Here is a 22,359-nt window from a genome sequence, read left to right as displayed (position 1 = left end):
TTGACGGCGCCCCCGCCGCCACCGCAAGGTGGCCGCGGGGGCCGGCCGTTCAATCCACGGCCGCGGTCACCCGGACCTCGAGGAACCGCTGGGATGGGTCATCAAGCCCCAGGATCACCTTCTCGTCATAGGTCCCTGGCGAGGCCGCTCCCGACAGCACGACCTTGATCGCGTGGCTGGGGGCAGCCCCCCCTGGCAGGGTGGGCACAGAAAGGAGCGAACTGGTCGTGCGGGCAGAGAGCACGCGGAAGGGCTTCCCTTGCCGGTGCTTCACCACCATTCGTCCGTACAGTTCCAGGCCGGCCTTGCCCGCCAATGCCACCCGGGCCGGGGAGGCAAGGATCGGCATCCGCCGGTCCCAGTTGACCCGCACCGTGATGACCGATTCCCGGGGGTTGGACAGGTGGAGGTCGATGAAATCCGTCCCGGAGAACTTCTCCGAGGGCAGGCGGTCCGCCACCAGGACCAGGTCCAGGAATGCCGCGGTGCCGCTCTCCCGGGTGGCCACTCCCAGCCAGGGCGCGGGCGAAAGCTGGACATCGTCGATCCGGATGGGCTGCCCGGTGGCCGACTCAAGCTTGACCACGGCCTTCCGCCGATCCTTCGCCTTCAGGTCCTGGAAGAACACAATGTCCTGACCGATGAGGACGTCCATCCGGACTTCCGCCTTGAGCGTGAGCGTCTGGATCGGATTCGCCGGGTCATCCGAGTGGATCTCGACAAATTTCGTGACCTCGCCCCGGAGCCCCGCGGCCATGAAGGCGACTTCCAGTTCCGTGGACTCCCCCGGCAGAAGGATTTCCTTGCCGACGACCGTGGACGTGCACCCGCAGGACGGCTTGACGCCCAGGATCCGAAGCGGGCCGCCACCCGCATTGGTCACCTTGAACCGGAACCGGCTGGTGCTCTCCCTTTCCACCTTCCCGAAATCGTGACGAAGCGTGTCCAGAACCATCCGGGGCGGGGCCTGGGCAAAACAAAGCGCCGGCATCAACACCGCGATCAGGGCAGGCCGCATGGAAATCCCTTCGACCCCCAGATTCTAGCCTAGACGCCGAAATTGAGGGGATCCCGGTCCAGCGTCACGGGCCCCCCCGGCTCCAGCGGCGCGGCGCGCATGGCCTCCCCCAGGGGGCCCCGGGCCGCCGCCTTGAGGATGAGCTGCATGCGGTAGCGGTCCTTCACCTTGGGGATGGGCGACTCCAGGGGGCCCAGGATGCGCAGGCCCGGGACCGTCTCCAGGCGCGCCCGCAGCCTGCGCAGCGGCTCCAGGGCCTCCCGGGGGCTGTCGCCCTCGCTGCGGTAGAGGCTCATGGCGGCGTAGGGGGGATAGCCCAGGGCCTCCCGGTAGGGCAGCTCCTCGGCGGCGAAGGCTTCGAAGTTCTGGGCCACGGCGTGGACGATGGCGGGGTGGTCGGGGCTGTAGGTCTGCAGGAGGACCCGCCCGCTGAGCTCGGCCCGCCCCGCCCTGCCCGCCACCTGGGTGAGGAGCTGGAAGGTGCGCTCGGCGGCCCTGAAGTCGGGGATCTTGAGGCCCAGGTCCGCATTGAGGATGCCCACCAGGGTCAGCTTGGGGAAGGTGTGGCCCTTGGCCAGCATCTGGGTGCCCACGAGGATGTCCACCTCGCCCGACTCCGCCGCCAGGAGGCCGGCCTCCAGGGAGCCCCGCCGGGTGGTGGTGTCGCGGTCCAGGCGCAGGATGCGGGCCTCCGGGAACAGGAGCCGCAGCTGGTCCTCGATCTGCTCGGTGCCCTCGCCCACGCCGCGCAGGTGCTCGGCCCCGCAGTGGATGCAGACCTCCGGAGGGGCCGTTTCATAGCCGCAGAGGTGGCAACGGAGGCGGAAGGCGCCCTTGTGGTAGGTGAGGCTCAGCGCGCAGTGGGGGCAGTCGAAGGTCTTCCCGCAGGCCCGGCACATCCAGAAGTTCTCGAAGCCCCGGCGGTTGAGGAGGAGCATGCACTGCTGGCCCAGGGCCAGCGCCTCCCGCATGCCCTTGAGCAGCATGGGCGAGAACACCACCTTCCTGCGCTCCTCCTTGTAGCATTCCCGCAGGTCCACCACCTTCACCGTGGGCAGGGTCACCCCCGCGGGCCGCTCCATGAGGCGAAGCAGGTTGTACCGGCCGTTCTGGGCCGCGTGCCAGCTCTCCAGGGACGGGGTGGCGCTGCCCAGGACCACGGGGCACCCCTCGAGCTGGGCGCGCTTGACCGCGAGGTCCCGGGCGTTGATGCGGGGATGCTCCTCGCTCTTGTACGAGCCCTCCTGCTCCTCGTCCACGATCACCAGGCCGATGTCCTTCAGGGGCGCCAGCACGGCGTTGCGCACCCCCACGAAAAGCGGCGCCTCGTCCTGGAGCAGGCGCAGCACGTCGGCCTGCTTTTCGGTGGCGTTCAGGCCCGCGTGGCCCACGGCCACCTTCCCCGGGAAACGGGCCTCCAGCCTCGCCAGGAGCCGCGGCGTCAGCCCGATCTCCGGCACCAGCCACAGGACCCGCCTGCCCCGCGCCAGCACCTTGCCGGCCAGTTCCAGGTAGACCTCGGTCTTGCCGCTGCCCGTGATGCCGTAGAGGAGGGTGCCGGAGAAGGCGTCCAGGTCCACGGCGGCCACGGCCCGCCGCTGCTCCTCGTTCAGGACGACGGTGCGGTCCGCGCCCTCCTCCCGGCGCTGGCTCATGAGGTCCAGGCGCTTCACCCGCTCCAGCACCCCCTGCTTGACGAGGTTGGCCACCACGGCCGGGCCCACGGCGCAGGCCTCCAGGAGCGGGGCTTCCAGCATGGCGCCCCCGGCGCCCTCCAGGGCCAGGAGGACCTTGGCCTGGGAGGGGGTCACCCGGGGCGGGTTGGGCGCGGCGGTGCGCCGCACCTCCGTGACGCCCGCGCCCCGCAGGCCCCGGCGGTGGAAGAGGGTGGGCAGGTCCAGGGTCCCGGCCTGCCACGCGGCTCCGGCCTCCGCCAGGCCCGCCCAGTCCCCCGCCTCCCGCAGGTCGCAGAGCCGGATCCCGGAAGGAAGGGGCGTCTCCCAGTCGGCCACCACCGCGTGGGGCAGGCAAAGGGGCAGCAGGTGCGCCAGTCCGCAGCCGTAGTAGCGCCCGGCGAAGTCCAGCAGCTCCCACAGCCGGGGCGGCAGGAGCGGGAAGGGGTCCAGGACCGTGTCCACGGGCTTGAGCTTCACGGCCGGCGGGGCCGGGTCCGGACCCAGCACCACGCCCAGGGTCCGGCCCGCGCGCAGGCGCACTTCCACCCGCATTCCGGGCTGGAGTCCGGCGGGAGCGAGGTACGTGAGCGGGGGGAGGGGCCTGGCGAGCTCGATGCGGGTGGGGATCAGGGAATCCATGCAGGGCGATGATAGCGCGGCCGGGGCCCCGCAAAGGAATCCCCGGACACCCCCGGAGGCGGTTAAACTGCATAACCGCATAACTCCCCCCATCCCCCGAATTCCCAAGGTCCTCCATGGAAACCAAAGGCCATCTCCTCATTGCCGACGACGAGGAAGCGTACCTCCGGACCATCGCCCAGCTCCTCACCCTCCATGGGTTCACCGTGGACTGCGCGTCCAGCGCCACGGAGGCGAGGGAGAGGCTGGAGGCCTGCCGGTACGATGTCCTGGTGTCGGACATCCAGATGCCGGGCCCCCCGGTCCTGGACCTCATGCGCCAGATCCCGGCCCTGAACGCCGGCCTGCCGGTGGTGCTCATGACCGGCCACCCGTCCATGGACACCGCCCTGGAGGCCATGGGCAACGCCGTCCTGGCCTACCTGGTCAAGCCGGTGGATACCCAGGAACTCGTGATGCACATCCAGACCGGGGTGCGCCTGAGGAAGGTTCAGGCGCTCGCCCTGGAGTCCTCCATCCGCCTCCAGTCCTGGGCCAACGAGATGAAGGCCATCGAGGCCGACATCCGCTCGGCCCCCGCCTCCATGGGGGTCATGCCCCTCAGCGGCCTGGTGGGCCTGGTGCTCGGGAACCTAGCCTCCTCGACCCTCGAACTCAAGCAGTTGCTGGATCTGGCCCTCCAGGCGAACCCGGGCCAGGGGGTGTGCGGCATCCGCGAATGCCCCAGGCTCGGGCTATACCAGGAGACCATCCGCTCGGGCGTGGAGACCCTGGAACACACCAAGAGCGCCTTCAAATCAAAGGAACTCGGGGAGCTGCGCAAGAAGTTCTCGGCATTGCTCGAGGGAACGGTCTAGCGGCATCTGGTTCTTGACAATTTGAACGGTCTTCCGATAATTGGCCTGTTCAATCCGTCCCTTGGGGACACCCGTCTTGGCGGGCAGGATCCAGTCCTGCAAGTTGAAGGCGCCCACCTGGAGCTACCGTTTTTCTGGCTGCCGGGTCGTGCTTCCTCTTGACGCCTTGAGATCCGGGATCCCCCATGCACGTGAAAATCCTCCTCGTCGAGAATTCCGAGGCCCAGGCGCAGCTGGTCCTGCGCCCCCTCCGGGAGGCCGGCCTCGAGTTCGCCAGCGAGCGGGTCGCCTCCTCCCAGGATCTCCGCGCGGCCCTGGACCGCGGGACCTGGGACCTGATCCTGTGCCAGCACGCCCTGCCGGGCCTTTCCTACACCAAGGTGCTTTCGGACGTGCAGGCCCTCGCCCCGGCCCTGCCCTGCATCGTCATCGCCAATTCGGGCGACGAGGACCTGGTGAGCCGGGCCTTGCGCCTGGGCGCACGGGACTTCATCTCCATGGGCCGGCTGGCCAGGCTGCCCCAGGCGGTCAAGCGGGAACTCGCCAACACGCCCCGCCGGAGCCTGGGCTCGCCCGACCTCCCAGCCGCTGACACCGGCCTCCTCGAGGACCTGATGGACGAGGCCTACGGCCTCCACGAGGTGATCTTCGACGACCAGGGGCAGCCCGTGGATTTCCGCTTCGTCAAGCTGAACCCGGCCTACGAGCGGCTCACGGGCATCAGGGCCTCGGAAGTGGTCGGGCGCACGGCCCTGGAACTCGTCCCCGGGCTCTCCCGCACCTGGATCCGGAAATTCGGGAACGTGGCCCTGTCCGGTCAACCGCTTGCGGTCGACGACTACCGGAGCTTGCGGGGACGGACCTTCGCCGGCATCGCCTTCTGCCCCCAGCCGGGCCACTTCGCGGTGCTGTTCAACGACGTCACCGCGACCCTCGCCCTGGAGACGACCAAGGAGAGGCTGGCCACGGCCGTGGAGCAGATCACCGAGGGGATCTTCATCGCCGACCTGCAGGGGACCCTCCTCTACGCCAACCCCGCCCTGGAGCGCATTCTGGGCGCCGCTCCCGGCGGGACCCTGGGGCAGCCCGTGGCCAGGGTCCTGCCGGGCCTCCCCCTGGAGGACGCGGGCTCCGCCTGGCAGGGGCGCTTCCCCGGGCAGCCCGCGGACGGCAGCTCCCAGATCCTGGAATGCACGCTGGCCCCGGTGCGGGACGCCTCCGGGACGCCCACCTCCCGGGTGGGCATCGTGCACGACGTGACCAGCGAGGCCGACACCGAGCGCAGCCTTCGGCAGATGGAGAAGATGAAGGCCCTGGCGGAAGTGGCCGGAGGCGTCTCCCACGACTTCAACAACCTGCTCACCGCAATCCTCAGCGCCACCGAGCTCATCGAATGGCAGCTGGCCGCCGACAGCCCCATCCGCCTCAAGCTCCAGGTGATCTACCAGGCCGTGATGAGGGCCAGCGAGCTCAACCGGCAGATACTCGCGTTCAGCCGCAACAGCGAGGAGAAGTCCGCGCCCCTCGACCTCTCCCAGGTGGTGAAGGAGGCCATCCACCTCGTGCGGTCCACGTTCCCCGCCACGGTGCAGGTGCGCTCGACCCTCGCGCCCGGCCTCTGGACCACGGGCAACGCCAGCCAGATCCACCAGATCGTCATGAACCTGTCCATCAACGCCCTGCAGGCCATGCTCCCCGCCGGCGGCACCCTGGAGTTCAGCCTGGAGGACCGATCGGGCACGTCGGCCGTCCTCACCGTGAAGGACTCCGGCTGCGGCATGGAGCCGGCCGTCATGGAGCGGATCTTCGAGCCCTTCTTCACCACCAAGGAGCGAACCGAGGGCAAGGGCCTGGGCCTGTCCGTCGTCCACGGCATCGTGGACGCCCACGGCGGGTCCATCTCCGTGCGCAGCGAGCCGGGCCAGGGCAGCGTCTTCCAGGTGGTCCTCCCCTGCAGCATCCCCGAGGCGCCCGCGTCCCTCGAACCGGTCCCCGAGGAGCCCACGGGCCACGAACGCATCCTCTTCGTGGACGACGAGGAGGTGCTCAGCGCCCTGGGCAAGCAGGGCCTGCAGATGCTGGGCTACCGCGTCACCTCCCGCTCCGACAGCCAGGAGGCCCTGGAGGAGGTCAGCCACCACCCCCAGGACTTCGACCTCCTGGTCACCGACCTCTCCATGCCCCACATGTCGGGCGTGGAACTCACCCAGCAGATCCGGAAGATCCGCCCGGACATGCCCGCCATCCTCATCACCGGCGCCTTCCAGGACCCCATGCCGCTGGAGGGCATGTCCACGCCCTTCGCCCAGGTGCTCCTCAAGCCGGTGACCATCCTGGACATGGCCAAGGCCATCCGGAAGGTCATGAACCTGCGTCCCGCGGCGCGCTCGCGGCAGGACCAGGCCGCGGAGCCGCGGCCCGAAGGGGCCTCGGTCATCCTTCTCGCCGAGGACAGCCAGACCACGAGGAGCCTGCTGCGCAGCTGGCTGGTGAAGGCCGGCTACGTGGTGGACGAGGCCCGGGACGGCCAGGAGGCCTGGGAGGCCATGGAGAAGAACCCCGGGCGCTACTCCATCCTCGTCACGGACATCGTCATGCCCAGGCTGGACGGGCTGCGGCTCTCGGGCAGGGTCCGCAAGCTGGACGCCTCCATCCCCATCCTGATGCTCTCCTCCTCCGACGACACCGAATCCGTCAAGGAGGCCCTCCACCTGCACGTGAACGAATTCCTCACCAAGCCCTTCGAGTCGGCGATGCTCGTCTCGACCGTGGAGCGCCTCTGCGCGGACCAGGCCACGCGGGTGAAGTTCATGCGCAGCCACGAGACCGCCCAGGCCGTGCGCATGGCCCAGCGCGCCATGGAGGCCATCCCCGAGAAGGACATGCCCATCTACTCCATCTCGGAACCCCTCACCGACGCGGGCGGCGACGTGTTCAGGGCCTTCCGCAGGGAGGACGGCTCGATCTTTTTCGCCATCGCCGACGTGGCGGGGCATTCGGTCATCAGCTCCTACGCGGTGGCGGCCTACCTGGGCATGCTCACCAACTTCCTCGCCTCCGACCTGGACCTCCGGGCCCTGGCCTTCAAGCTGAACCGGGCCATCCAGGCCGGTCCCTTCTCGGAGGTGCCCATCTGCGGCCTGTTCGGACACTGGAACCCGGGCACCGGGCGCCTCCACCTCCTGAACGCCGGCATCCCCCACGCCCTGTGGCACCGGGCCACCCGCGGCGCGACGCGGCCCATCGCCATCAACGGGGCCCCCCTGGGCATCCTGGACGAACCCATCGTGGAGGAGAAGGTGGTGGTCCTCGCCCCCGGGGACCGGCTGCTCCTGGGCAGCGACGGCTTCTTCGACGCCCCCTCGGCCGAGAAGCAGGCCTTCCTCGAACTCGCCGGGCCCATCTGGGAGAACCTGCGGGGCACCGACATCTTCCAGGCCATCAACCTGGTTTCCGAGGCGGCCCGGGCGCACGCCGGGGGCAACTTCGGCGACGACCTGCTCGTGGTGGCCCTGGAACAGCCCCCCCTGCCCCCCGACCCCGACCACCTGACCCTGGACCTGCCCGCCGACCTCCAGGCCATCGACGGCGCCTGCGCCGCCCTGGAGGCCTTCCTGGACAGCCGGGGCTGGACCGCCGCCCCGGGCGCCCAGGATCGCTACGACACGCTCCTGGCCGTGCGGGAGGCCCTTTCCAACGCCGTCCTCCACGGCTCCCCCGGCGAAGGCGCCCCCTTCGTCCAGCTCTGGGCCCACCGGTTCCCGGGAGACGGCTTCCGGATCGCGGTCGTGGACGAGGGCCAGGGGTTCGACCTGGCCGCCCATAGGCCCCCGGACACCGCCTCCTCGGAGCGGGGGCGCGGGATCCCGCTCATCCAGTTCTTCGCCACCCGGGTCGCGATGGTCGGCGGGGAGCTCACCATGGATTTCCGCCAGAACCAACCCTCTTTTATCGATTGACATGTCCGGCCACCGTCCGATACTGACTTCGATTTCAACCGCCCATTCGGTGCGGACTGTCTTGACGGGCGGGGCCAGGACCTGCAAGTTGGGGGCGCAATTTCACGGACCTTCAGGGATGCCGTGGGTTGGGCCCCCTTTTCCATTTCAACCAGCCCCATGAACCGGAGGATCGAGATGCCAGCGAACAACCCCAGCCCCACCGATTCCAGCACCCTCAGGATCCCCTCCGGCGGGAACCTGGTGGCCAGCACCGTGGAAGCCCGGCGCAAGGCCGCCATGGAGGCGCTGGCGGCCCCCTGCACGGAGGCGGTCCTGGACCTTTCCGAGTCGGAGGTCGTGGACTCCCTGGGCATCACCCTCATCCTCGGCCTGTTCAAGACCTGCCAGCAGCGGAAGATCGGTTTCCGGGTGGAGGGGGCCAACGCGGACCTGATGCGCGTGTTCAAGCTGTTCAGCCTCCCCAAGCTGTTCCCCATCAAGGAGAGATAGATGGCCAGCCTGGCTGATGAAAGCATCATCGCCGATTTCGTGGCCGAGAGCAGGGAGCACCTCAGCACCATCGAGCCCGACCTCCTGGCCATGGAAGACCTGGGATCCAAGGTCTCCCAGGAGGTCATCAACCGGGTCTTCCGGGCCATCCACAGCCTCAAGGGCGGCGCGGGATTCTTCGCCTTCGAGGCCCTCAAGCGCCTCAGCCACGCCATGGAGAGCGTGCTGATGCTCGTGCGGGACGGCAAGCTCCATCCCACCCCCGAGCTCATGGACAGCCTGTTCACGGGCGTGGACCGGCTGCGGGCCATGCTCGACGACATCCACGCCAGCGACAGCGTTCCCTACGCCAAGGAGCTCGCCGGCCTGGAGGCCATCCTCAGCGGCCAGGGCGTGAACCTGTCCGAGACGGTCAAGGGGCGGGAGAAGGGCACCAAGCGGGACTTCGACCTGGACGCCGAGGGGGTCCGCTCCGCCCTGCGCCGGGGCATGAACCTCTACCGGGCCATCGCCTACCTTCACCATGACATCAAGGACCAGGGCCTGGCCCCCCTGCAGTTCCTCAACAACGCCATGTCGGTGGGCACCTGCCTGGACGCCTTCATCGACATCGAGGTCATCGCGGACCTGGAGCACTGCCTGGAGCAGGACCTGCCCGTGACCCTCCTCTTCGCCAGCGTCCTGGAACCGGATCTGGCCGCCCTGGCCCTGAAGCTCCCCGTGGAGCAGGTCAAGGTGCTGGAGGTCAAGGCCCTCAAGGAGATGCTCAAGGCCAAGACCAAGGCGGCCAAGCCCTCCGAGGCCGCTCCCCCCCCGCCCCCGCCGCCCCCCGTGGAGGAGGCCCAGCCCGAGGCCGAGGCCGTCCCCGAGGACAAGCCCGAGGCCCGGGGGCCCGCGGCCAAGGAAGGCGGCAACGAGACCCTCCGCGTCCGCGTCGACCTGCTCACGAACCTCATGAACCTCGCCGGCGAGCTGGTGCTGGGCCGCAACCAGCTGGTGCGCGCCATCTCCGAGTACAAGGGCGAGATCCCCGGCCTGGGCGCGATCCTGCAGAACGTGAACCAGGTGACCACCGAGATGCAGGAAGGCATCATGCAGACGCGCATGCAGCCCATCGGGACGGTCTTCAGCCGCTTCCCCCGCATCATCCGGGACATGAGCCGGCAGCTCGGCAAGCAGATCGAGGTGCATATCGAGGGCGCCGAGGTGGAGCTGGACAAGTCCATCGTCGAGATGCTGGTGGACCCCCTCACCCATATCATCCGCAACTGCGCCGACCACGCCATCGAGGGCCCGGCGGAGCGCAAGAAGGCCAAGAAGAACCCCACCGGGGCCATCCACCTCCACGCCTTCCACGAGGGCGGCCAGATCAACATCGCCGTCCACGACGACGGCCGGGGCATCGATTCGAAGAAGGTCCTGGAGAAGGCCCTGGCCAAGGGCCTGGTCACCAAGGCCCAGGCCGCCGAGATGACGGAGCGGGAGATCGTCCACCTGGTCTTCGCGCCGGGCTTCTCCACGGCCGAGACCGTGTCGGACATCTCCGGCCGGGGCGTGGGCATGGACGTGGTCCGCACCAACGTCGAGAAGCTGGGCGGCCACGTGGAGGTGGAGACGGAGGTGGGCATGGGCACCACCGTCCGGTTGCGCCTGCCGCTGACGCTCGCGATCATCCCTTCCATGATCGTGGGGGTCGCCGACCACCGCTTCGCCATCCCGCAGGTCAACGTCGTCGAGTTCGTGTGGGTCAAGGCCTCCGAAGTGGTCCAGCGCATCGAGCAGGTGCAGGGCGCCCTCGTCCTCCGCCTGCGGGACAAGCTCCTGCCCCTGGTGCGCCTCGCGGACGTGCTGGGCATCCAGCGGGTGTTCACCCATCCGGCGACCGGCGAGGAGCTCCCGGACCGCCGCACCTCCATCGCCGACCGCCGCGCAGAAGCGTCCGCCGAGGATGCCGAGGCCTTCACCCGGGAAGGTGACCGCAGGGCCGATTGGCGCAGCGACCACAACATCATCGTGCTGCGGGTGGGCAAGAACCAGTACGGCGTCATCGTCGACGAGCTCTACGACATCGAGGAGATCGTCGTCAAGCCTCTGTCCAGCTTCATCCAGGGCACCAAGTGCTTCTCCGGGGCCACCATCCTGGGCGACGGCCGCGTGATCATGATCCTGGACGCCGGCGGCCTCTCCACCGCCGCCCTGCTCCACTTCTCCGACCTCCAGGCCGAGGAGCTGCGCCGGGCCGAGGAGGAGAAGCGCAACGCGGCCCTCAAGGCCTCCCGCCGCCGGTCCGTCATCCTCTTCGAGGGGGCCAGGGGAGAGCGGTTCGCCGTGCCCCAGGACCACGTGCTCCGGCTGGAGCGGATCCTCCGGAGCAAGATCGAGCTCATCGGGGAGCGCGAGTACATCGAATACCGCGGAGAGGGCCTGCCCCTCCTGCGCCTGGACCAGCACCTGGAGGTGCGGCCGCTGGCGAAGGACCTGGAGGAGCTCTTCCTGGTCATCCCCAAGATCCCCGGCCAGAACTCCACGGCCCGGCCCCCGGCGGGCATCCTCATCTCCGAGATCCTGGACGCGCTGGACGTCGAGGTCGAGCTCAAGAAGGTCGAGTTCGAGGGCCCGGGCCTCCTGGGTTCCGCGGTCGTCCAGAACCACCTGACCCTCTTCCTGGACCCGGTGAACCTGCTCCGGGCCGCGGGCCTCATGGGAGGTGACGCCGCATGAGCCAGTTCGCCACCTTCCGCGTCGGAGAGCGCCTGTTCGGCCTGGACATCCTCGGGGTCCGGGAGATCATCCGGGTCTTCAACATCACCGCCGTGCCCCGCGCTGACACCCACATCCGGGGCCTCATCAACCTGCGGGGCCAGATCGTCACCATCCTCGACCTGTCGGTGCGGCTGGGCCACGAGCCCGCGCCCATCCGGGACTCCAGCCACATCGTCATCCTCAAGCACGCCGCCAACACCATCCAGGTCAACGGCCACTCCCAGGGCGGCACCTCCGACCTCATGGGCCTCCTGGTGGACGCCATCGGCGACGTGGTGGAGGCCGAGGCCGCCCTGGCCGAGGCGCCCCCCGCCAACCTCACCGACGCGGAGGAGCGCTTCCTCTCCGGGGTCCTGAAGACCGACGCGGGACTGCTGGTGCTGCTCAACGTCCAGGAACTCCTTTCCAGCGGCTAAGACCCTCCTCCTCCCAGGATCCGTTCCACTGCCACGCACGAACCCACGCCAGGAGATCCCCATGCAATTCCTCGACAACATCAAGATGGGCCCCAAGCTCATCGCCTCGTTCCTGATCACGGCCCTCATAACCGTCCTGGTGGGCACCTTCGGCGCGATCAAGCTGAAGAACGCCGATGATTCGGACGAGATGCTCTACCAGAAGATGCTCGTCCCCGTCGGCATCCTGGGCGACATCATGCAGTCCAACCAGCGCATGCGCGTGAACATGCGCGACGCCTACCTCTCGGGTGATCTGGACCGGTTCCAGACCCGGTACCAGGAACTCGAGCAGCAGGCCGCCAAGGCCGAGGACGCCTACGAGAAGACGCTGGTCTCCGAGGTGGGCAGGGTCGCCTTCAAGAAATACCTCGAGATCAAGAAGAGCTCCACCGAATCCAACAACACCTACTTCGCGCTCCTCCGGGCCGGCAAGAAGGCCCAGGCGGAAGACATGCTCTACAAGAGCAACTACAAGATCGTGCAGGACCTGAACGCGGCTTCGGCAGAGCTCATGAAGACGAAGATGGATCTCGCCAAGCAGACCTCCGACCACAACACCGAGCAGGCCTCTTCGGCCATCCATGCCATGGAGATCCTGATGGTGTTCGCCGCCATCCTGGGCGTGCTCCTGGGCATCGTCATCGCCCGGTCCATCACCCGGCCCATGGCCCTGGGCGTGGACATGATGAACGAGATGTCCAAGGGGCACCTCGGCAAGCGCCTGAAGATGGAGCGCAAGGACGAGATCGGGGAGCTGGCCCGCGCCATGGACGGCTTCGCCGACAACCTCCAGGGGGTGGTCGGCGGGCTCGCCGAGATCGCCAAGGGCGACCTGACCCGCGACTGGACCGCAACGGACGCCCAGGACGAGATCAACCCGGCCCTCAAGACCGTGCGCGCGAACCTGCTCGCCATGGTCGAGGACGCCGCCATGCTCAACAAGGCCGCGCTCGAGGGCAAGCTGGCCACCCGAGCCGACGCCACGCGCCACCAGGGCGACTACCGCCGGATCGTGCAGGGCGTCAACGACACCCTCGACGCCGTCATCGGCCCCCTCAACGTCTCCGCCGGCTATGTGGATCGCATCTCCAAGGGCGACATCCCCCCCAAGATCACCGACAAGTACAACGGCGACTTCAACGAGATCAAGAACAACCTCAACACCTGCGTGGACGCCGTGAACGCGCTGGTCGCCGACGCGGTCATGCTCGGCAAGGCCGCCGTGGACGGCAAGCTCGCCACCCGCGCCGACGCCACCAAGCACCAGGGCGACTTCCGCAAGATCGTCCAGGGCGTCAACGACACCCTCGACGCCGTCATCGGACCCCTCAACGTCACCGCCGATTATGTGGACAAGTGCGCCAAGGGCATCATCCCGCCCGTGATCACCGACAACTACAACGGCGATTTCAACGTCATCAAGGGCAACCTGAACAAGATGGTCGTCATGATGAGCGACCTGCTCTCCGAGACGGACAAGATCATCAAGGCCGCCGCGGACGGTCAGCTCGACACCCGAGCCGATGCCTCCAAGTTCGTGGGCGGCTGGAACCAGCTGGTCTCGGGCGTCAACGACACCATCACCAACATCGTCAATCCGCTCAACGTCACCGCCGACTACGTGGAGAAGTGCAGCAAGGGCATCATCCCGCCGGTCATCACCACCGAGTACAAGGGCCAGTACAACGTCATCAAGGTGAACCTGAACGCCATGGTCACGATGATGTCCGAGCTCCTCAAGGAGACCGACAAGATCATCCGGGCCGCCGCGGACGGCCAGCTCGACACCCGCGCCGACGCCTCCAAGTTCGTGGGCGGCTGGAACCAGCTGGTCTCGGGCGTCAACGACACCATCACCAACATCGTCAATCCGCTCAACGTCACCGCCGACTACGTGGAGAAGTGCAGCAAGGGCATCATCCCGCCGGTCATCACCACCGAGTACAAGGGCCAGTACAACGTCATCAAGGTGAACCTGAACGCCATGGTCACGATGATGTCCGAGCTCCTCAAGGAGACCGACAAGATCATCCGGGCCGCCGCGGACGGCCAGCTCGACACCCGCGCCGACGCCTCCAAGTTCGTGGGCGGCTGGAACCAGCTGGTCTCGGGCGTCAACGACACCATCACCAACATCGTGAACCCGCTCAACGTCACCGCCGACTACGTGGACAAGGTCTCCAAGGGCGTCATCCCGCCCGTCATCACCACGGAGTACAAGGGCCAGTACAACGTCATCAAGGGCAACCTGAACAACATGGTGGCCATGATGTCGGACCTCCTCGCCGAGACCGACGGCCTCGTGCAGGCCGCCATCGGCGGGCGCCTGGCGACTCGAGCCACGGCCACCAAGTTCGTGGGCGGCTGGTTCCAGCTGGTGGACGGGGTCAACAAGACCCTGGACGCGGTCATCGTGCCCCTCAACGTCTCGGCGGGCTACGTGGACCGCATCTCCAAGGGCGACATCCCGCCCAAGATCACCGACAAGTACAACGGCGACTTCAACGAGATCAAGAACAACCTGAACACCTGCGTGGACGCGGTCAACTCCATGGTGGCCGACGCCGCCATGCTGGCCAAGGCCGCCACCGAAGGCAAGCTGGCCACCCGCGCCGACGCCACCCGCCACCAGGGCGATTTCCGCAAGATCGTGCAGGGCGTCAACGACACCCTGGACGCGGTGATCAACCCCATCAACGAAGTGCAGCGGGTCATGGGCGCCATGGAGCAGGGGGACCTCACGGCGCGCATCACCGCCGACTACAAGGGGGACCTCCAGAACCTGCGCAACGCCGTGAACAACAGCGCCTCCAAGCTCGCCCAGGCCCTCACCGACATCAGCAGCGCCTCCAACACCCTGGCCTCCAGCGCCGACGAGCTCACCGCCACCTCGGCCACCATGACCAGCAGCGCTGAGCAGATGACCATGCAGGCCAATACCGCCGCCGCGGGGACGGAGCAGGCCTCCGCCAACGTGAAGAACATGGCGGCGGGCGTCGAGGAGATGAGCGCCAACGCGAACACCGTGGCCTCGGCCTCGGAGCAGGTCACCGCCAACCTGCGCACCGTGGGCGCGGCCGTGGAGCAGATGTCCTCGAACATGAAGACCATCGCGGCCTCCACGGAGCAGATGACGGGTTCGGTGAACACGGTGGCCACGGCCATCGAGGAGATGAGCGTCAGCCTGAACGAGGTCTCCAAGAACTCGGGCCAGGCCGCCACCGTGGCCGGCAAGGCCTCCAAGAGCGCGGCGAACACGGCAGAGACCGTGAACAAGCTCGGACGCAGCGCCCAGGAGATCGGCAAGGTGGTGGACATGATCAAGGGCATCGCCGCCCAGACCAACCTCCTGGCCCTGAACGCGACCATCGAGGCCGCCAGCGCCGGCGAGGCCGGCAAGGGCTTCGCCGTGGTGGCCAACGAGGTGAAGGAGCTCGCCAAGCAGACCGCGGGCGCCACCGAGGAGATCCGCGCCCAGGTGGAGGACATGCAGGGCAACACGCAGCAGGCCGTCAAGGCCATCGACGACATCGTGCAGATCATCGGCGAGATCAACGCCATCTCGGCCAACATCGCCGCGTCGGTGGAGGAGCAGACCGCCACCACCAACGAGATCTCCAAGAACGTCGGCTACGCCGCCCGGGGCGCGGCCGAAGTGGCCCGCAACGTCCAGCAGGCCGCCACCGGCACCAACGAGGTCAGCCGCAACGTCCAGGAGGCCGTCAAGGGCGTCACCGACATCTCCCGCAACATCAACCAGCTCGCCCAGGGCGCCGGGGATGTGGCGAAGAACGCCGGTGAGGCCTCGAAGGGCATGAACGACGTCTCCCGCAACGTGGCCCACGTCAGCACCGCGGCCAAGGACACCACGCGGGGCGCCGGCGACACCAACAACGCCTCGAAGGAACTCGCCAGGCTGGCCGAGAAGCTCCAGCAGAACGTCTCCCGGTTCAAGCTCTAGAAGACGCGCACCAGGTTGAAGCCGAGGGCCCAGCGGTTCACGCCTCTGGGCCCTCCGCCGTAGTCGCCCCCGAGCACCTGGTGGGTGGTGGTGCCGTTGGCGGTGGTGGCCAGCAGGGTGAACCGGTGCTTGCGAGTGCCGAAGCGGTAGCCGAGGCTGCCGCCCGCGGAGTACGTGGCGGCGTCGAGCCGGGAGGGGCGCGGGTAGTATTCGGCCAGGACCTGATGGCTGGGCGCGATCTGCCACCGCAGGCCCGCGCCGAACGTGAACAGGGCCCGGTCCGACGACGACGTGCGCGTCAGCCAGGTGGGCACCACCAGCAGGGTCACGGGGCCCCGGCGGAATTCCGCCGGGAGCTGGAGGGCGGCCCCGGAGATGCCGATGGTGCCCAGGGGCAGCCGGACCTGCTTCACGGTCTCGTCGAACCGCTCCACCCTGGCTGCCAGACGGAGGCTGGGCCCGTCCAGCAGCTGCTCCTGCAGGGCCAGGGTGACGGTCTTGTTGTCGGAGGTCCGGTAGAGCTGCGCGTTCAGGCCGGGCACGGCCCGGATCCCGACGTCCAGGCCAAGGCCCGGATAGGTGCCGCCGTCCAGGCCGTAGAGGTCCTTCCCCGCGCCCCGGGCGGGCTCCAGGAACCGGTGGGTGAACCGGATCCCGAGGTCCCAGTCCCGGAGCCGGTCGGCGTTGGGCAGGTTCAGCCCGAGGGGGATTTCCGACTCCTGGGCCAGGAGGGCCGTGGCCAGCAGGCACAGGGCGGATGCGCGGACGTTCATGGTCTCTCCTCGGAATGGGTGCCCAGCTCGTGGACCATCAGGCCGCCCAGACGCCCCGTCTGGATCAGCATCGTGAGCCAGGCTGCGCATAGGACCAGCCACAGGCCCAGCAGGAAGTTCAGCCTCGCCCGGCCAAGGGCTCCGGGCAGGAACCAGAGGAGGGCGAAGGCCGCGGTGAGCACGGCGAAGCCCGCAACCGTGAGCTGGGCGTAGTGTTCGTGGGCGGCCAGGGCCAGTCGCAGCGCAGGGGTCCGCTGGGCCAGGGAGGAGGCCGCCTCGCCGGTGACCAGGGCCGCCAGCCCGGACAGGACCCCCGCGGCCAGATCCATCAACGCCGCCAGGTGGATCCCCCTGCGCTGGGCGGGCCAGGCCAGGCCCAGCACCACCAGCGCCGGGGCGAACATCAGCAGGGCGATGGGGAAATGGACGATGAGCGGATGCAGGTGGTTGAAGGGGGGCATGGGGGCACCTTCACGGCCTGGCCGCCACGTCCCGGCCCTTGCGCGCGCCGCGGACGATGCGCACCAGGGTCGCGATCTCCTCCTCCGTGAACTGGTCCTTGTAGGACGGCATCTTCAGGCCGAAAAGCAGGCCCTTCCGGATGACGGAGGTCATCTCCGCATCCGTCACGCCCTCCATTTCCACGGCCGAGGTGAAGTTGCGCCCCTTCAGCCGGAGGCCCTCCGGAGAGACCCCTGAGCCGTCCCGGCCGTGGCAGGCCGCGCAGGTCCGTACGAAAACCTCGCGCAGTTCGGCTTCGGTGCGCGGTGGCGCTGCGAGGAGCAGGAGCGGCAGGAGGATGGGCATGGGACACCTGGAGGGGCAAGGGGAGGAACGGCTCCCAGGCAAGCATCCGTCCTCCCCGCAGGCCGCACAGATCCGGTCCCGAAATACCGACCCCTCCAGTCCGGAATCAGGCCAAGGAGCCCTGGGCCAGCGCCGCCCGCTCCAGCTCCGCCAGACGCCGCCGCAGTTCGGGCAGGTGCGGCAGCGAGCTGGTGGTGCGGAGGAATTTCCTCATGGGCTGCAAGGGGTAGCCCCCATAGGCTCCGGGCTCGGTGATGTCCTTGGTGACGGCGCTGAGACCGCCCAGGTGCACGCCGGAGCAGACGTTCACGTGGTCCGTGAGGGTGGTCCGGCCGCCCGTGACGCAGTGGTCGCCCACGGTGCTGGAGCCCGCCACGAAGAACCCCCCGGTGAGCAGGACGTGCTTGCCGATCTGGCAGTTGTGGGCGATGTGGCAGAGGTTGTCGATCTTGGTGCCCCGGCCGATGCGGGTGACGTCGAAGGCGGCGCGGTCGATGGCGCAGTTGGCCTGGATCTCCACGTCGTCCTCCACCACCACGATGCCCAGCTGGGGGACCTTGTGGTGATGCCCCTGGTCGTCCTGGGCGTAGGCGTAGCCGTCGCTGCCCACCGTGGTGTTGGGGTGGATCTCGCAGCGGTCGCCGACTTCGCAGCCGCGCCCCAGGAACACCATGGCGTGCAGCAGGGAATCGGCCCCGACCCGCGCGCCCTCCTCGATGACGCAGCCCGGACCGATGAGCGCCCCCTCCCCGATGACCGCGCCGGCGCCCACGTAGGCCCCGGGGCGGATGACGGCCCCCTTCCCGATCACCGCCTCCGGCGAGACGAAGGCGCCGGGATGCACGGGGGGCTGCTGGCGGAAGGGCTCGCGGGACGCGTCGAAGTGCCGCCGGAGCACGAGGGCCATGGCGAGCTTGACGTTCCGGGTGAAGAGGAAGGCGGCCCGGGCCCCTTCGGGGATGCGCCCTTCCAGCTTCAGGGGGAGGACGATGGCGCCGGCCCCGGCGGCCAGGGCCGTGAGGAGCATGCCCTCGTCGGAGGCGAACACGAGGCTGGCCCCGTCGGCGCGCTCCGGCGGCACGGCCCGCTCCAGGGTGACGCCCAGGTCCCCGAGGGTCCTGGGGAAGAGCTGGGCGAAGCCCGCGACAAGCTGATCGCATCCGATTTGCATGGGACTCCCATCGGCACGACCTGATCGACCGCACTCACCCATGGTAACCCGGGCGACCTCGTTTAACGATGCTCATCTCCGCCACGTGTAACGGTCGATGGTTTCGGGCGCGAACCCCATCTTGAGCCAGAAGTCCCGGGCCGTGTAACGGACCCGGTCGGCGACGATCAGGCCGTACCGGGTCTTGAAATGCGAGATGACGGCCCGGGCGTACCCGTGGCCCTCGTATTCCGGGTAGATCATGATCGAGAACACCGTGAAGCGGTCCGCTTCGATGCGGCAGCGGGACTTGCCCACCGGCGTCCCCCCCAGCTCCACGTCGAACCAGTCGTAGTCCCCCAGGTCGGGGCTGCGGGGGCGCTGGATCAGGTCCAGGCCTTCGTCGATGAGGGCGTTCATCCGGCGAACCCCCGGCAGAAGGCCAGCACGTTGGCGCCCAGGTGCGGGAGGTAGTAGCCCCCCTCCAGCACCGCGAAGCGCCGGCCGAGGCACAGGCGCAGGGAGGCCTCCCGCACCAGTTCGCCCAGGCGCGCGTAGTCGGGCGTGTCGAGCTTGCGGCCCACGTCCAGGCGATACGCGTCGAAGCCGGCCGACACCGCGAGGATCCCCGTGGGTCCGAGGCCGGCCAGGCGGGTCTCCACCACCTTCAGGTAGTCCCGGGCATCGTCGGCGAAGGGGTTGAAGACCGCGGCCCCGGGCCAGGAGGCCAGGGTGTTGCGGGTCCCGTCCCCGGTGTGGGCGTCGATGTCCAGGACGAAGGCCGAGTCGATGCGCTGTTCGGCCCGCAGGGCCAGCAGGGCCAGGGCCACGTTGCTGAAGGTGCAGTGGCCCCAGGCTTCGCCCGGCGAGGCGTGGTGTCCCGGAGGGCGGACGCAGGCGAAGGCCGGGTCGCCGCCGTGGGCCAGGCGCGCCGCCAGGATGGCCCCTCCCGCGGCCAGGCTGGCCATGGCGAAGCGGGGGCCGTCCTCGGCGACCCGGCGGAGATGGTCCTCGTCGTGGCCCAGGCGCAGCTGCTCCCATGTCGCCGGCGATGGGGCGACCACTTCCCAGACGCCCGCGATCCCGCTCATGGCGGCCTCCATGCGCCCGGCCATGGCCGCGTTGTCCTCGGCGTACCCGGGGGCGCGGAAGCGTTCGTCGAAGACGATCCTCATGGGTTCAGTCCTGGATCGGCGAGTGCGACACGTTGGCCAGGCAGGCCCGGATGAAGTCCGACGCGTCCCGGGTTATGGGGCTCCCGTGGCCGGGATAGACGGCGCGCACGTCCAGGCGGGAGAGGCGCTCCAGCGAGTCCAGGTAGGCCTGCGGATAGGACCCGAGGTGGTCGCTGATGCGGTAGAGGGTGTCCCCGGAGAAGAGCGTTCCGGTCGCGGGGAGGAACACGCACACGGAATCCTCCGAGTGCCCCGGGGTGTGAAGGAGGACCGCCGCCTGGTCCCCCACCGTCAGGGGCATGCCGTCCCGGATGGGGCGCGGGGCGCGGCCCGCGGGGTGCCAGGCGTAGACGTCCGGGGCGAACTGGTCCTCGATGCCCCGCAGGCCCCCCGAGTGATCGAAATGGCCGTGGGTGAGCACGACCTGCTCCACGGCTCGCTTTCCGACCCCCTTGGGCTGCCTGGCCATCACCCCCAGGAAATACTCCACGTTGGCGGGATCGGTGCTCCCGGTGTCGATGAGGGTGTTTCGATCGGCCGGTAGGTTGCTTTCCCCCAGCACCCAGTACGAGATGCATGAATAGTCGGCGTTGTCCGGCCGGTGGAGGGGAAGGACGCGCATGGTCAGGCGCCGGGCTTCCGGAACAGCGGGATGCCAGGTTCCACCTGGATGAAACGGCCCGCGAGGGCCCGGGGAAGCTCCTGGGCCCCGTCCATGGCCAGGTAGCCCCCAGGCACAAGACATTCATGGAACATCTCGAGCACACGCACCTGGTCGTCGGGCTGGAAATGCATGATGACGTTCTTGCAGACGATGAGGCCCTGCCCGGTCTCCGGCGGCTCGAGCGTGAGCAGGTCGTGCTGGAGGTAGCGCACCCGGTCGCGGATCTCCGTGGCCACCTGGTACACCTCGGGGTCGGCGGTGGCCTCGAAGTACGCGTCCCGGTGCTCCTGGGGCACCCAGAAGACGTCCTTGCGGCTGTACCTGCCGCTCCGGATCTGCTCGCCGAACTGCGGGAAGCTGCTCTCCTCGTAGTCGGTGGCGAGGATGTCCAGGTTGCGGAAGGGAAAGGGCCTCAGCTTCGATGCGAAGACGATGGCCAGCGTGAAGGCCTCCTCCCCGGTGGCGCAGCCCGCGTCCCAGACCCGGATCGAACGCCAGTGGGCGACGGCCGGAATGACGATCTCGCCGATGGCGTTCAGGGCATCGGTATCCCTGAAAAAGGACGTATAGGCCATGCTCCCAGCTTACTATACTCAAGAAGACCCCCGCCCCCGCCGAACAGGTAATCCCATGTATTTCGCCATGCGGAAGGACCCATGATGACCAGCCTCCACCCCTGCCCGGCGTTCCGAGGATCCAGGCATGGGCACTGAGACCATCCAGCCCTCCGACTTCCGGCTCATGCGGGAGTACATCGAGAAGAACTGCGGCATCGTTCTCGGCGAGGAGAAGGCCTACCTCGTGGAGACGCGCCTCGCGGGCCTCCTGATGGAGACGGGGTGCATGGACTACGGCGAGCTGTACCGGCGCGCCGCCAGCGAGACCGGCACCGCGATGCGCGACAGGATCGTGGACGCCATGACAACGAACGAGACGCTCTGGTTCAGGGACGGCCACCCCTTCGAGATCCTCCGGACCGTACTCCTTCCCGAGCTCGCGGCGCCGCTCGTCGCGGGCCTGCGCTTCCGCATCCGCATCTGGTCCGCGGCCAGTTCCACCGGGCAGGAACCCTATTCCATCGCCATCACCATCCTGGAGTTCTGCCGCAACAATCCCGGAGTGAGGCCGGACCAGTTCGAGATCCTGGCCTCGGACATCTCCCCCTCGGCGCTCTTCCTCGCCCGGGCGGGGCGGTACGACGCGGCGGCCCTGGGCCGGGGCATGCCCGACGAACTGCGGGCCCGGTACTTCCGGCAGGAGGGCCAGGTCTGGGTGGTCGACGACGCCGTGAAGAAGATGGTCACCCTCAAGAAGTTCAACCTCCAGGACCCGCTGGATCCCCTGGGGCGCTTCGACATCGTCTTCTGCCGCTACGTCACCATCTACTTCTCCGAAGCCTTCAAGCGCCAGATCTTCGAGGGCATCTCCAGGCTCACGGCCCAGGGCGGCTACTTCTTCACCAGCGCCGTGGAGAACCTCCAGACCTCCGAAGACCTCTTCGCACCCATCTACCACGGCTCGGGCACCTACTACCGCAGCCGGAAAGGCTAGCCCGATGCCCAGCAAGATCCTCTCCGTCGACGATTCCTCCACCATCCGGCGCATCGTGGGCCGCGTCGTGGCGACCCTGGGCATGGAGATGGTGGAGGCCGCCAACGGCCGCGAGGCCCTGGCCGTCCTGGAGCGGGACCACGCCGACATCGCCCTGGTGGTGCTGGACGTGAACATGCCCGAGATGGACGGCGGGGAGACCCTGGCCGCCATGAAGAAGGACCCGCGCTTCCAGTCCATCCCGGTCATGATGCTCACCACCGAGTCCGAGCGGGGACGCATCCTGGAATTCATCCAGGGCGGCGCCGCCAACTACCTGGTCAAGCCGTTCACGCCCGATGATCTGGCGGCCAAGATGGCCGCCTGCATGGGCGACCTTTTCTAGACCATCCCTCCGGGGATTCCACTACCATCGA

Annotated in this window: 18 protein-coding genes; 8 read left to right on the top strand and 10 right to left on the bottom strand. The window is 68.5% G+C overall.

Annotation, left to right across the window (positions count from 1 at the left end; genetic code table 11):
- Positions 1-49: 49 nt before the first annotated feature.
- Positions 50-1,018: a DUF1573 domain-containing protein gene (locus RAH40_RS00835; RefSeq protein ID WP_306600149.1), complete on the bottom strand. Its 969-nt coding sequence runs from the start codon at positions 1,016-1,018 to the stop codon at positions 50-52.
- Positions 1,019-1,047: 29 nt separating this feature from the next.
- Positions 1,048-3,333 (bottom strand): primosomal protein N', encoded by a 2,286-nt coding sequence (gene priA / locus RAH40_RS00830; RefSeq protein ID WP_306600148.1) that lies wholly within the window; start codon positions 3,331-3,333, stop codon positions 1,048-1,050.
- A 116-nt stretch (positions 3,334-3,449) separates the two neighbouring features.
- Here priA and RAH40_RS00825 point away from each other — a divergent pair, with 116 nt between their 5' ends.
- From RAH40_RS00825 to RAH40_RS00800, 6 genes are all read left to right on the top strand, one after another.
- Positions 3,450-4,190, top strand: a complete 741-nt coding sequence (locus RAH40_RS00825; RefSeq protein ID WP_306600147.1) for a response regulator — start codon at positions 3,450-3,452, stop codon at positions 4,188-4,190.
- Between the two features lie 185 nt (positions 4,191-4,375).
- Positions 4,376-8,149 (top strand): response regulator, encoded by a 3,774-nt coding sequence (locus tag RAH40_RS00820; protein WP_306600146.1) that lies wholly within the window; start codon positions 4,376-4,378, stop codon positions 8,147-8,149.
- 177 nt (positions 8,150-8,326) lie between these two features.
- Complete coding sequence (locus tag RAH40_RS00815) at positions 8,327-8,641, top strand: STAS domain-containing protein (RefSeq protein WP_306600145.1); 315 nt, start codon at positions 8,327-8,329, stop codon at positions 8,639-8,641.
- On the top strand, positions 8,642-11,362 hold the full coding sequence (locus tag RAH40_RS00810) for a chemotaxis protein CheA (RefSeq protein ID WP_306600144.1): 2,721 nt from the start codon (positions 8,642-8,644) through the stop codon (positions 11,360-11,362).
- Positions 11,359-11,820 carry a chemotaxis protein CheW gene (locus RAH40_RS00805; RefSeq protein WP_306600143.1) on the top strand — a complete coding sequence of 154 codons (462 nt, stop codon included), beginning with the start codon at positions 11,359-11,361 and terminating at the stop codon, positions 11,818-11,820. Before RAH40_RS00810 ends, RAH40_RS00805 begins: the two co-directional genes overlap by 4 nt.
- Before the next feature lie 61 nt (positions 11,821-11,881).
- Positions 11,882-15,823 carry a methyl-accepting chemotaxis protein gene (locus tag RAH40_RS00800; RefSeq protein ID WP_306600142.1) on the top strand — a complete coding sequence of 1,314 codons (3,942 nt, stop codon included), beginning with the start codon at positions 11,882-11,884 and terminating at the stop codon, positions 15,821-15,823.
- Here the strand turns inward: RAH40_RS00800 and RAH40_RS00795 are convergent.
- The 8 genes from RAH40_RS00795 to RAH40_RS00760 form a co-directional block, all read right to left on the bottom strand.
- Positions 15,820-16,596 carry a DUF5777 family beta-barrel protein gene (locus tag RAH40_RS00795; protein ID WP_306600141.1) on the bottom strand — a complete coding sequence of 259 codons (777 nt, stop codon included), beginning with the start codon at positions 16,594-16,596 and terminating at the stop codon, positions 15,820-15,822. The two genes, RAH40_RS00800 and RAH40_RS00795, sit on opposite strands and share 4 nt — an antisense overlap.
- Complete coding sequence (locus RAH40_RS00790) at positions 16,593-17,057, bottom strand: DUF2231 domain-containing protein (protein WP_306600140.1); 465 nt, start codon at positions 17,055-17,057, stop codon at positions 16,593-16,595. Before RAH40_RS00790 ends, RAH40_RS00795 begins: the two co-directional genes overlap by 4 nt.
- 10 nt (positions 17,058-17,067) lie before the next feature.
- Entirely contained in the window at positions 17,068-17,403 is a 336-nt protein-coding gene (locus tag RAH40_RS00785; RefSeq protein WP_306600139.1) for a cytochrome c, read from the bottom strand.
- Positions 17,404-17,509: 106 nt separating this feature from the next.
- The gene (gene lpxD / locus RAH40_RS00780; RefSeq protein ID WP_306600138.1) at positions 17,510-18,574 is read right to left on the bottom strand and encodes a UDP-3-O-(3-hydroxymyristoyl)glucosamine N-acyltransferase; all 1,065 of its coding nucleotides are present in this window, start codon (positions 18,572-18,574) and stop codon (positions 17,510-17,512) included.
- Between the two features lie 72 nt (positions 18,575-18,646).
- The gene (locus RAH40_RS00775) at positions 18,647-18,973 is read right to left on the bottom strand and encodes a GNAT family N-acetyltransferase (RefSeq protein WP_306600137.1); all 327 of its coding nucleotides are present in this window, start codon (positions 18,971-18,973) and stop codon (positions 18,647-18,649) included.
- The gene (locus RAH40_RS00770; protein ID WP_306600136.1) at positions 18,970-19,728 is read right to left on the bottom strand and encodes a hypothetical protein; all 759 of its coding nucleotides are present in this window, start codon (positions 19,726-19,728) and stop codon (positions 18,970-18,972) included. The genes RAH40_RS00775 and RAH40_RS00770 overlap by 4 nt, the downstream gene beginning before the upstream one ends.
- A 4-nt stretch (positions 19,729-19,732) precedes the next feature.
- Positions 19,733-20,350, bottom strand: coding sequence for an MBL fold metallo-hydrolase (locus tag RAH40_RS00765; RefSeq protein WP_306600135.1), 618 nt, complete (start codon positions 20,348-20,350; stop codon positions 19,733-19,735).
- A gap of 2 nt (positions 20,351-20,352) precedes the next feature.
- Positions 20,353-20,967, bottom strand: a complete 615-nt coding sequence (locus RAH40_RS00760; RefSeq protein WP_306600134.1) for a protein-glutamate O-methyltransferase CheR — start codon at positions 20,965-20,967, stop codon at positions 20,353-20,355.
- A 127-nt stretch (positions 20,968-21,094) separates the two neighbouring features.
- Between RAH40_RS00760 and RAH40_RS00755 the strand changes: the two genes are divergently transcribed.
- Together RAH40_RS00755 and RAH40_RS00750 are read left to right on the top strand one after the other, a co-directional pair.
- A complete protein-coding gene (locus tag RAH40_RS00755) occupies positions 21,095-21,943 on the top strand; it encodes a protein-glutamate O-methyltransferase CheR (RefSeq protein WP_306600133.1) in 849 nt (282 codons plus the stop codon).
- A 4-nt stretch (positions 21,944-21,947) separates the two neighbouring features.
- Positions 21,948-22,328: a response regulator gene (locus tag RAH40_RS00750; RefSeq protein WP_306600132.1), complete on the top strand. Its 381-nt coding sequence runs from the start codon at positions 21,948-21,950 to the stop codon at positions 22,326-22,328.
- Positions 22,329-22,359 lie beyond the last annotated feature (31 nt).

This window comes from Geothrix sp. 21YS21S-2 (assembly GCF_030846775.1).
Classification (GTDB): Bacteria; Acidobacteriota; Holophagae; order Holophagales; family Holophagaceae; genus Mesoterricola.
This window is presented reverse-complemented; position numbering and strand designations above follow the sequence as displayed.

Excerpts from the sequence above, each read along its gene's own strand:
- RAH40_RS00835 (WP_306600149.1), bottom strand. The coding sequence starts at position 1,018 with ATGCGGCCTGCCCTGATCGCGGTGTTGATGCCGGCGCTTTGTTTTGCC.
- priA (WP_306600148.1), bottom strand. The coding sequence starts at position 3,333 with ATGGATTCCCTGATCCCCACCCGCATCGAGCTCGCCAGGCCCCTCCCC.
- RAH40_RS00825 (WP_306600147.1), top strand. The coding sequence starts at position 3,450 with ATGGAAACCAAAGGCCATCTCCTCATTGCCGACGACGAGGAAGCGTAC.
- RAH40_RS00820 (WP_306600146.1), top strand. The coding sequence starts at position 4,376 with ATGCACGTGAAAATCCTCCTCGTCGAGAATTCCGAGGCCCAGGCGCAG.
- RAH40_RS00815 (WP_306600145.1), top strand. The coding sequence starts at position 8,327 with ATGCCAGCGAACAACCCCAGCCCCACCGATTCCAGCACCCTCAGGATC.
- RAH40_RS00810 (WP_306600144.1), top strand. The coding sequence starts at position 8,642 with ATGGCCAGCCTGGCTGATGAAAGCATCATCGCCGATTTCGTGGCCGAG.
- RAH40_RS00805 (WP_306600143.1), top strand. The coding sequence starts at position 11,359 with ATGAGCCAGTTCGCCACCTTCCGCGTCGGAGAGCGCCTGTTCGGCCTG.
- RAH40_RS00800 (WP_306600142.1), top strand. The coding sequence starts at position 11,882 with ATGCAATTCCTCGACAACATCAAGATGGGCCCCAAGCTCATCGCCTCG.
- RAH40_RS00795 (WP_306600141.1), bottom strand. The coding sequence starts at position 16,596 with ATGAACGTCCGCGCATCCGCCCTGTGCCTGCTGGCCACGGCCCTCCTG.
- RAH40_RS00790 (WP_306600140.1), bottom strand. The coding sequence starts at position 17,057 with ATGCCCCCCTTCAACCACCTGCATCCGCTCATCGTCCATTTCCCCATC.
- RAH40_RS00785 (WP_306600139.1), bottom strand. The coding sequence starts at position 17,403 with ATGCCCATCCTCCTGCCGCTCCTGCTCCTCGCAGCGCCACCGCGCACC.
- lpxD (WP_306600138.1), bottom strand. The coding sequence starts at position 18,574 with ATGCAAATCGGATGCGATCAGCTTGTCGCGGGCTTCGCCCAGCTCTTC.
- RAH40_RS00775 (WP_306600137.1), bottom strand. The coding sequence starts at position 18,973 with ATGAACGCCCTCATCGACGAAGGCCTGGACCTGATCCAGCGCCCCCGC.
- RAH40_RS00770 (WP_306600136.1), bottom strand. The coding sequence starts at position 19,728 with ATGAGGATCGTCTTCGACGAACGCTTCCGCGCCCCCGGGTACGCCGAG.
- RAH40_RS00765 (WP_306600135.1), bottom strand. The coding sequence starts at position 20,350 with ATGCGCGTCCTTCCCCTCCACCGGCCGGACAACGCCGACTATTCATGC.
- RAH40_RS00760 (WP_306600134.1), bottom strand. The coding sequence starts at position 20,967 with ATGGCCTATACGTCCTTTTTCAGGGATACCGATGCCCTGAACGCCATC.
- RAH40_RS00755 (WP_306600133.1), top strand. The coding sequence starts at position 21,095 with ATGGGCACTGAGACCATCCAGCCCTCCGACTTCCGGCTCATGCGGGAG.
- RAH40_RS00750 (WP_306600132.1), top strand. The coding sequence starts at position 21,948 with ATGCCCAGCAAGATCCTCTCCGTCGACGATTCCTCCACCATCCGGCGC.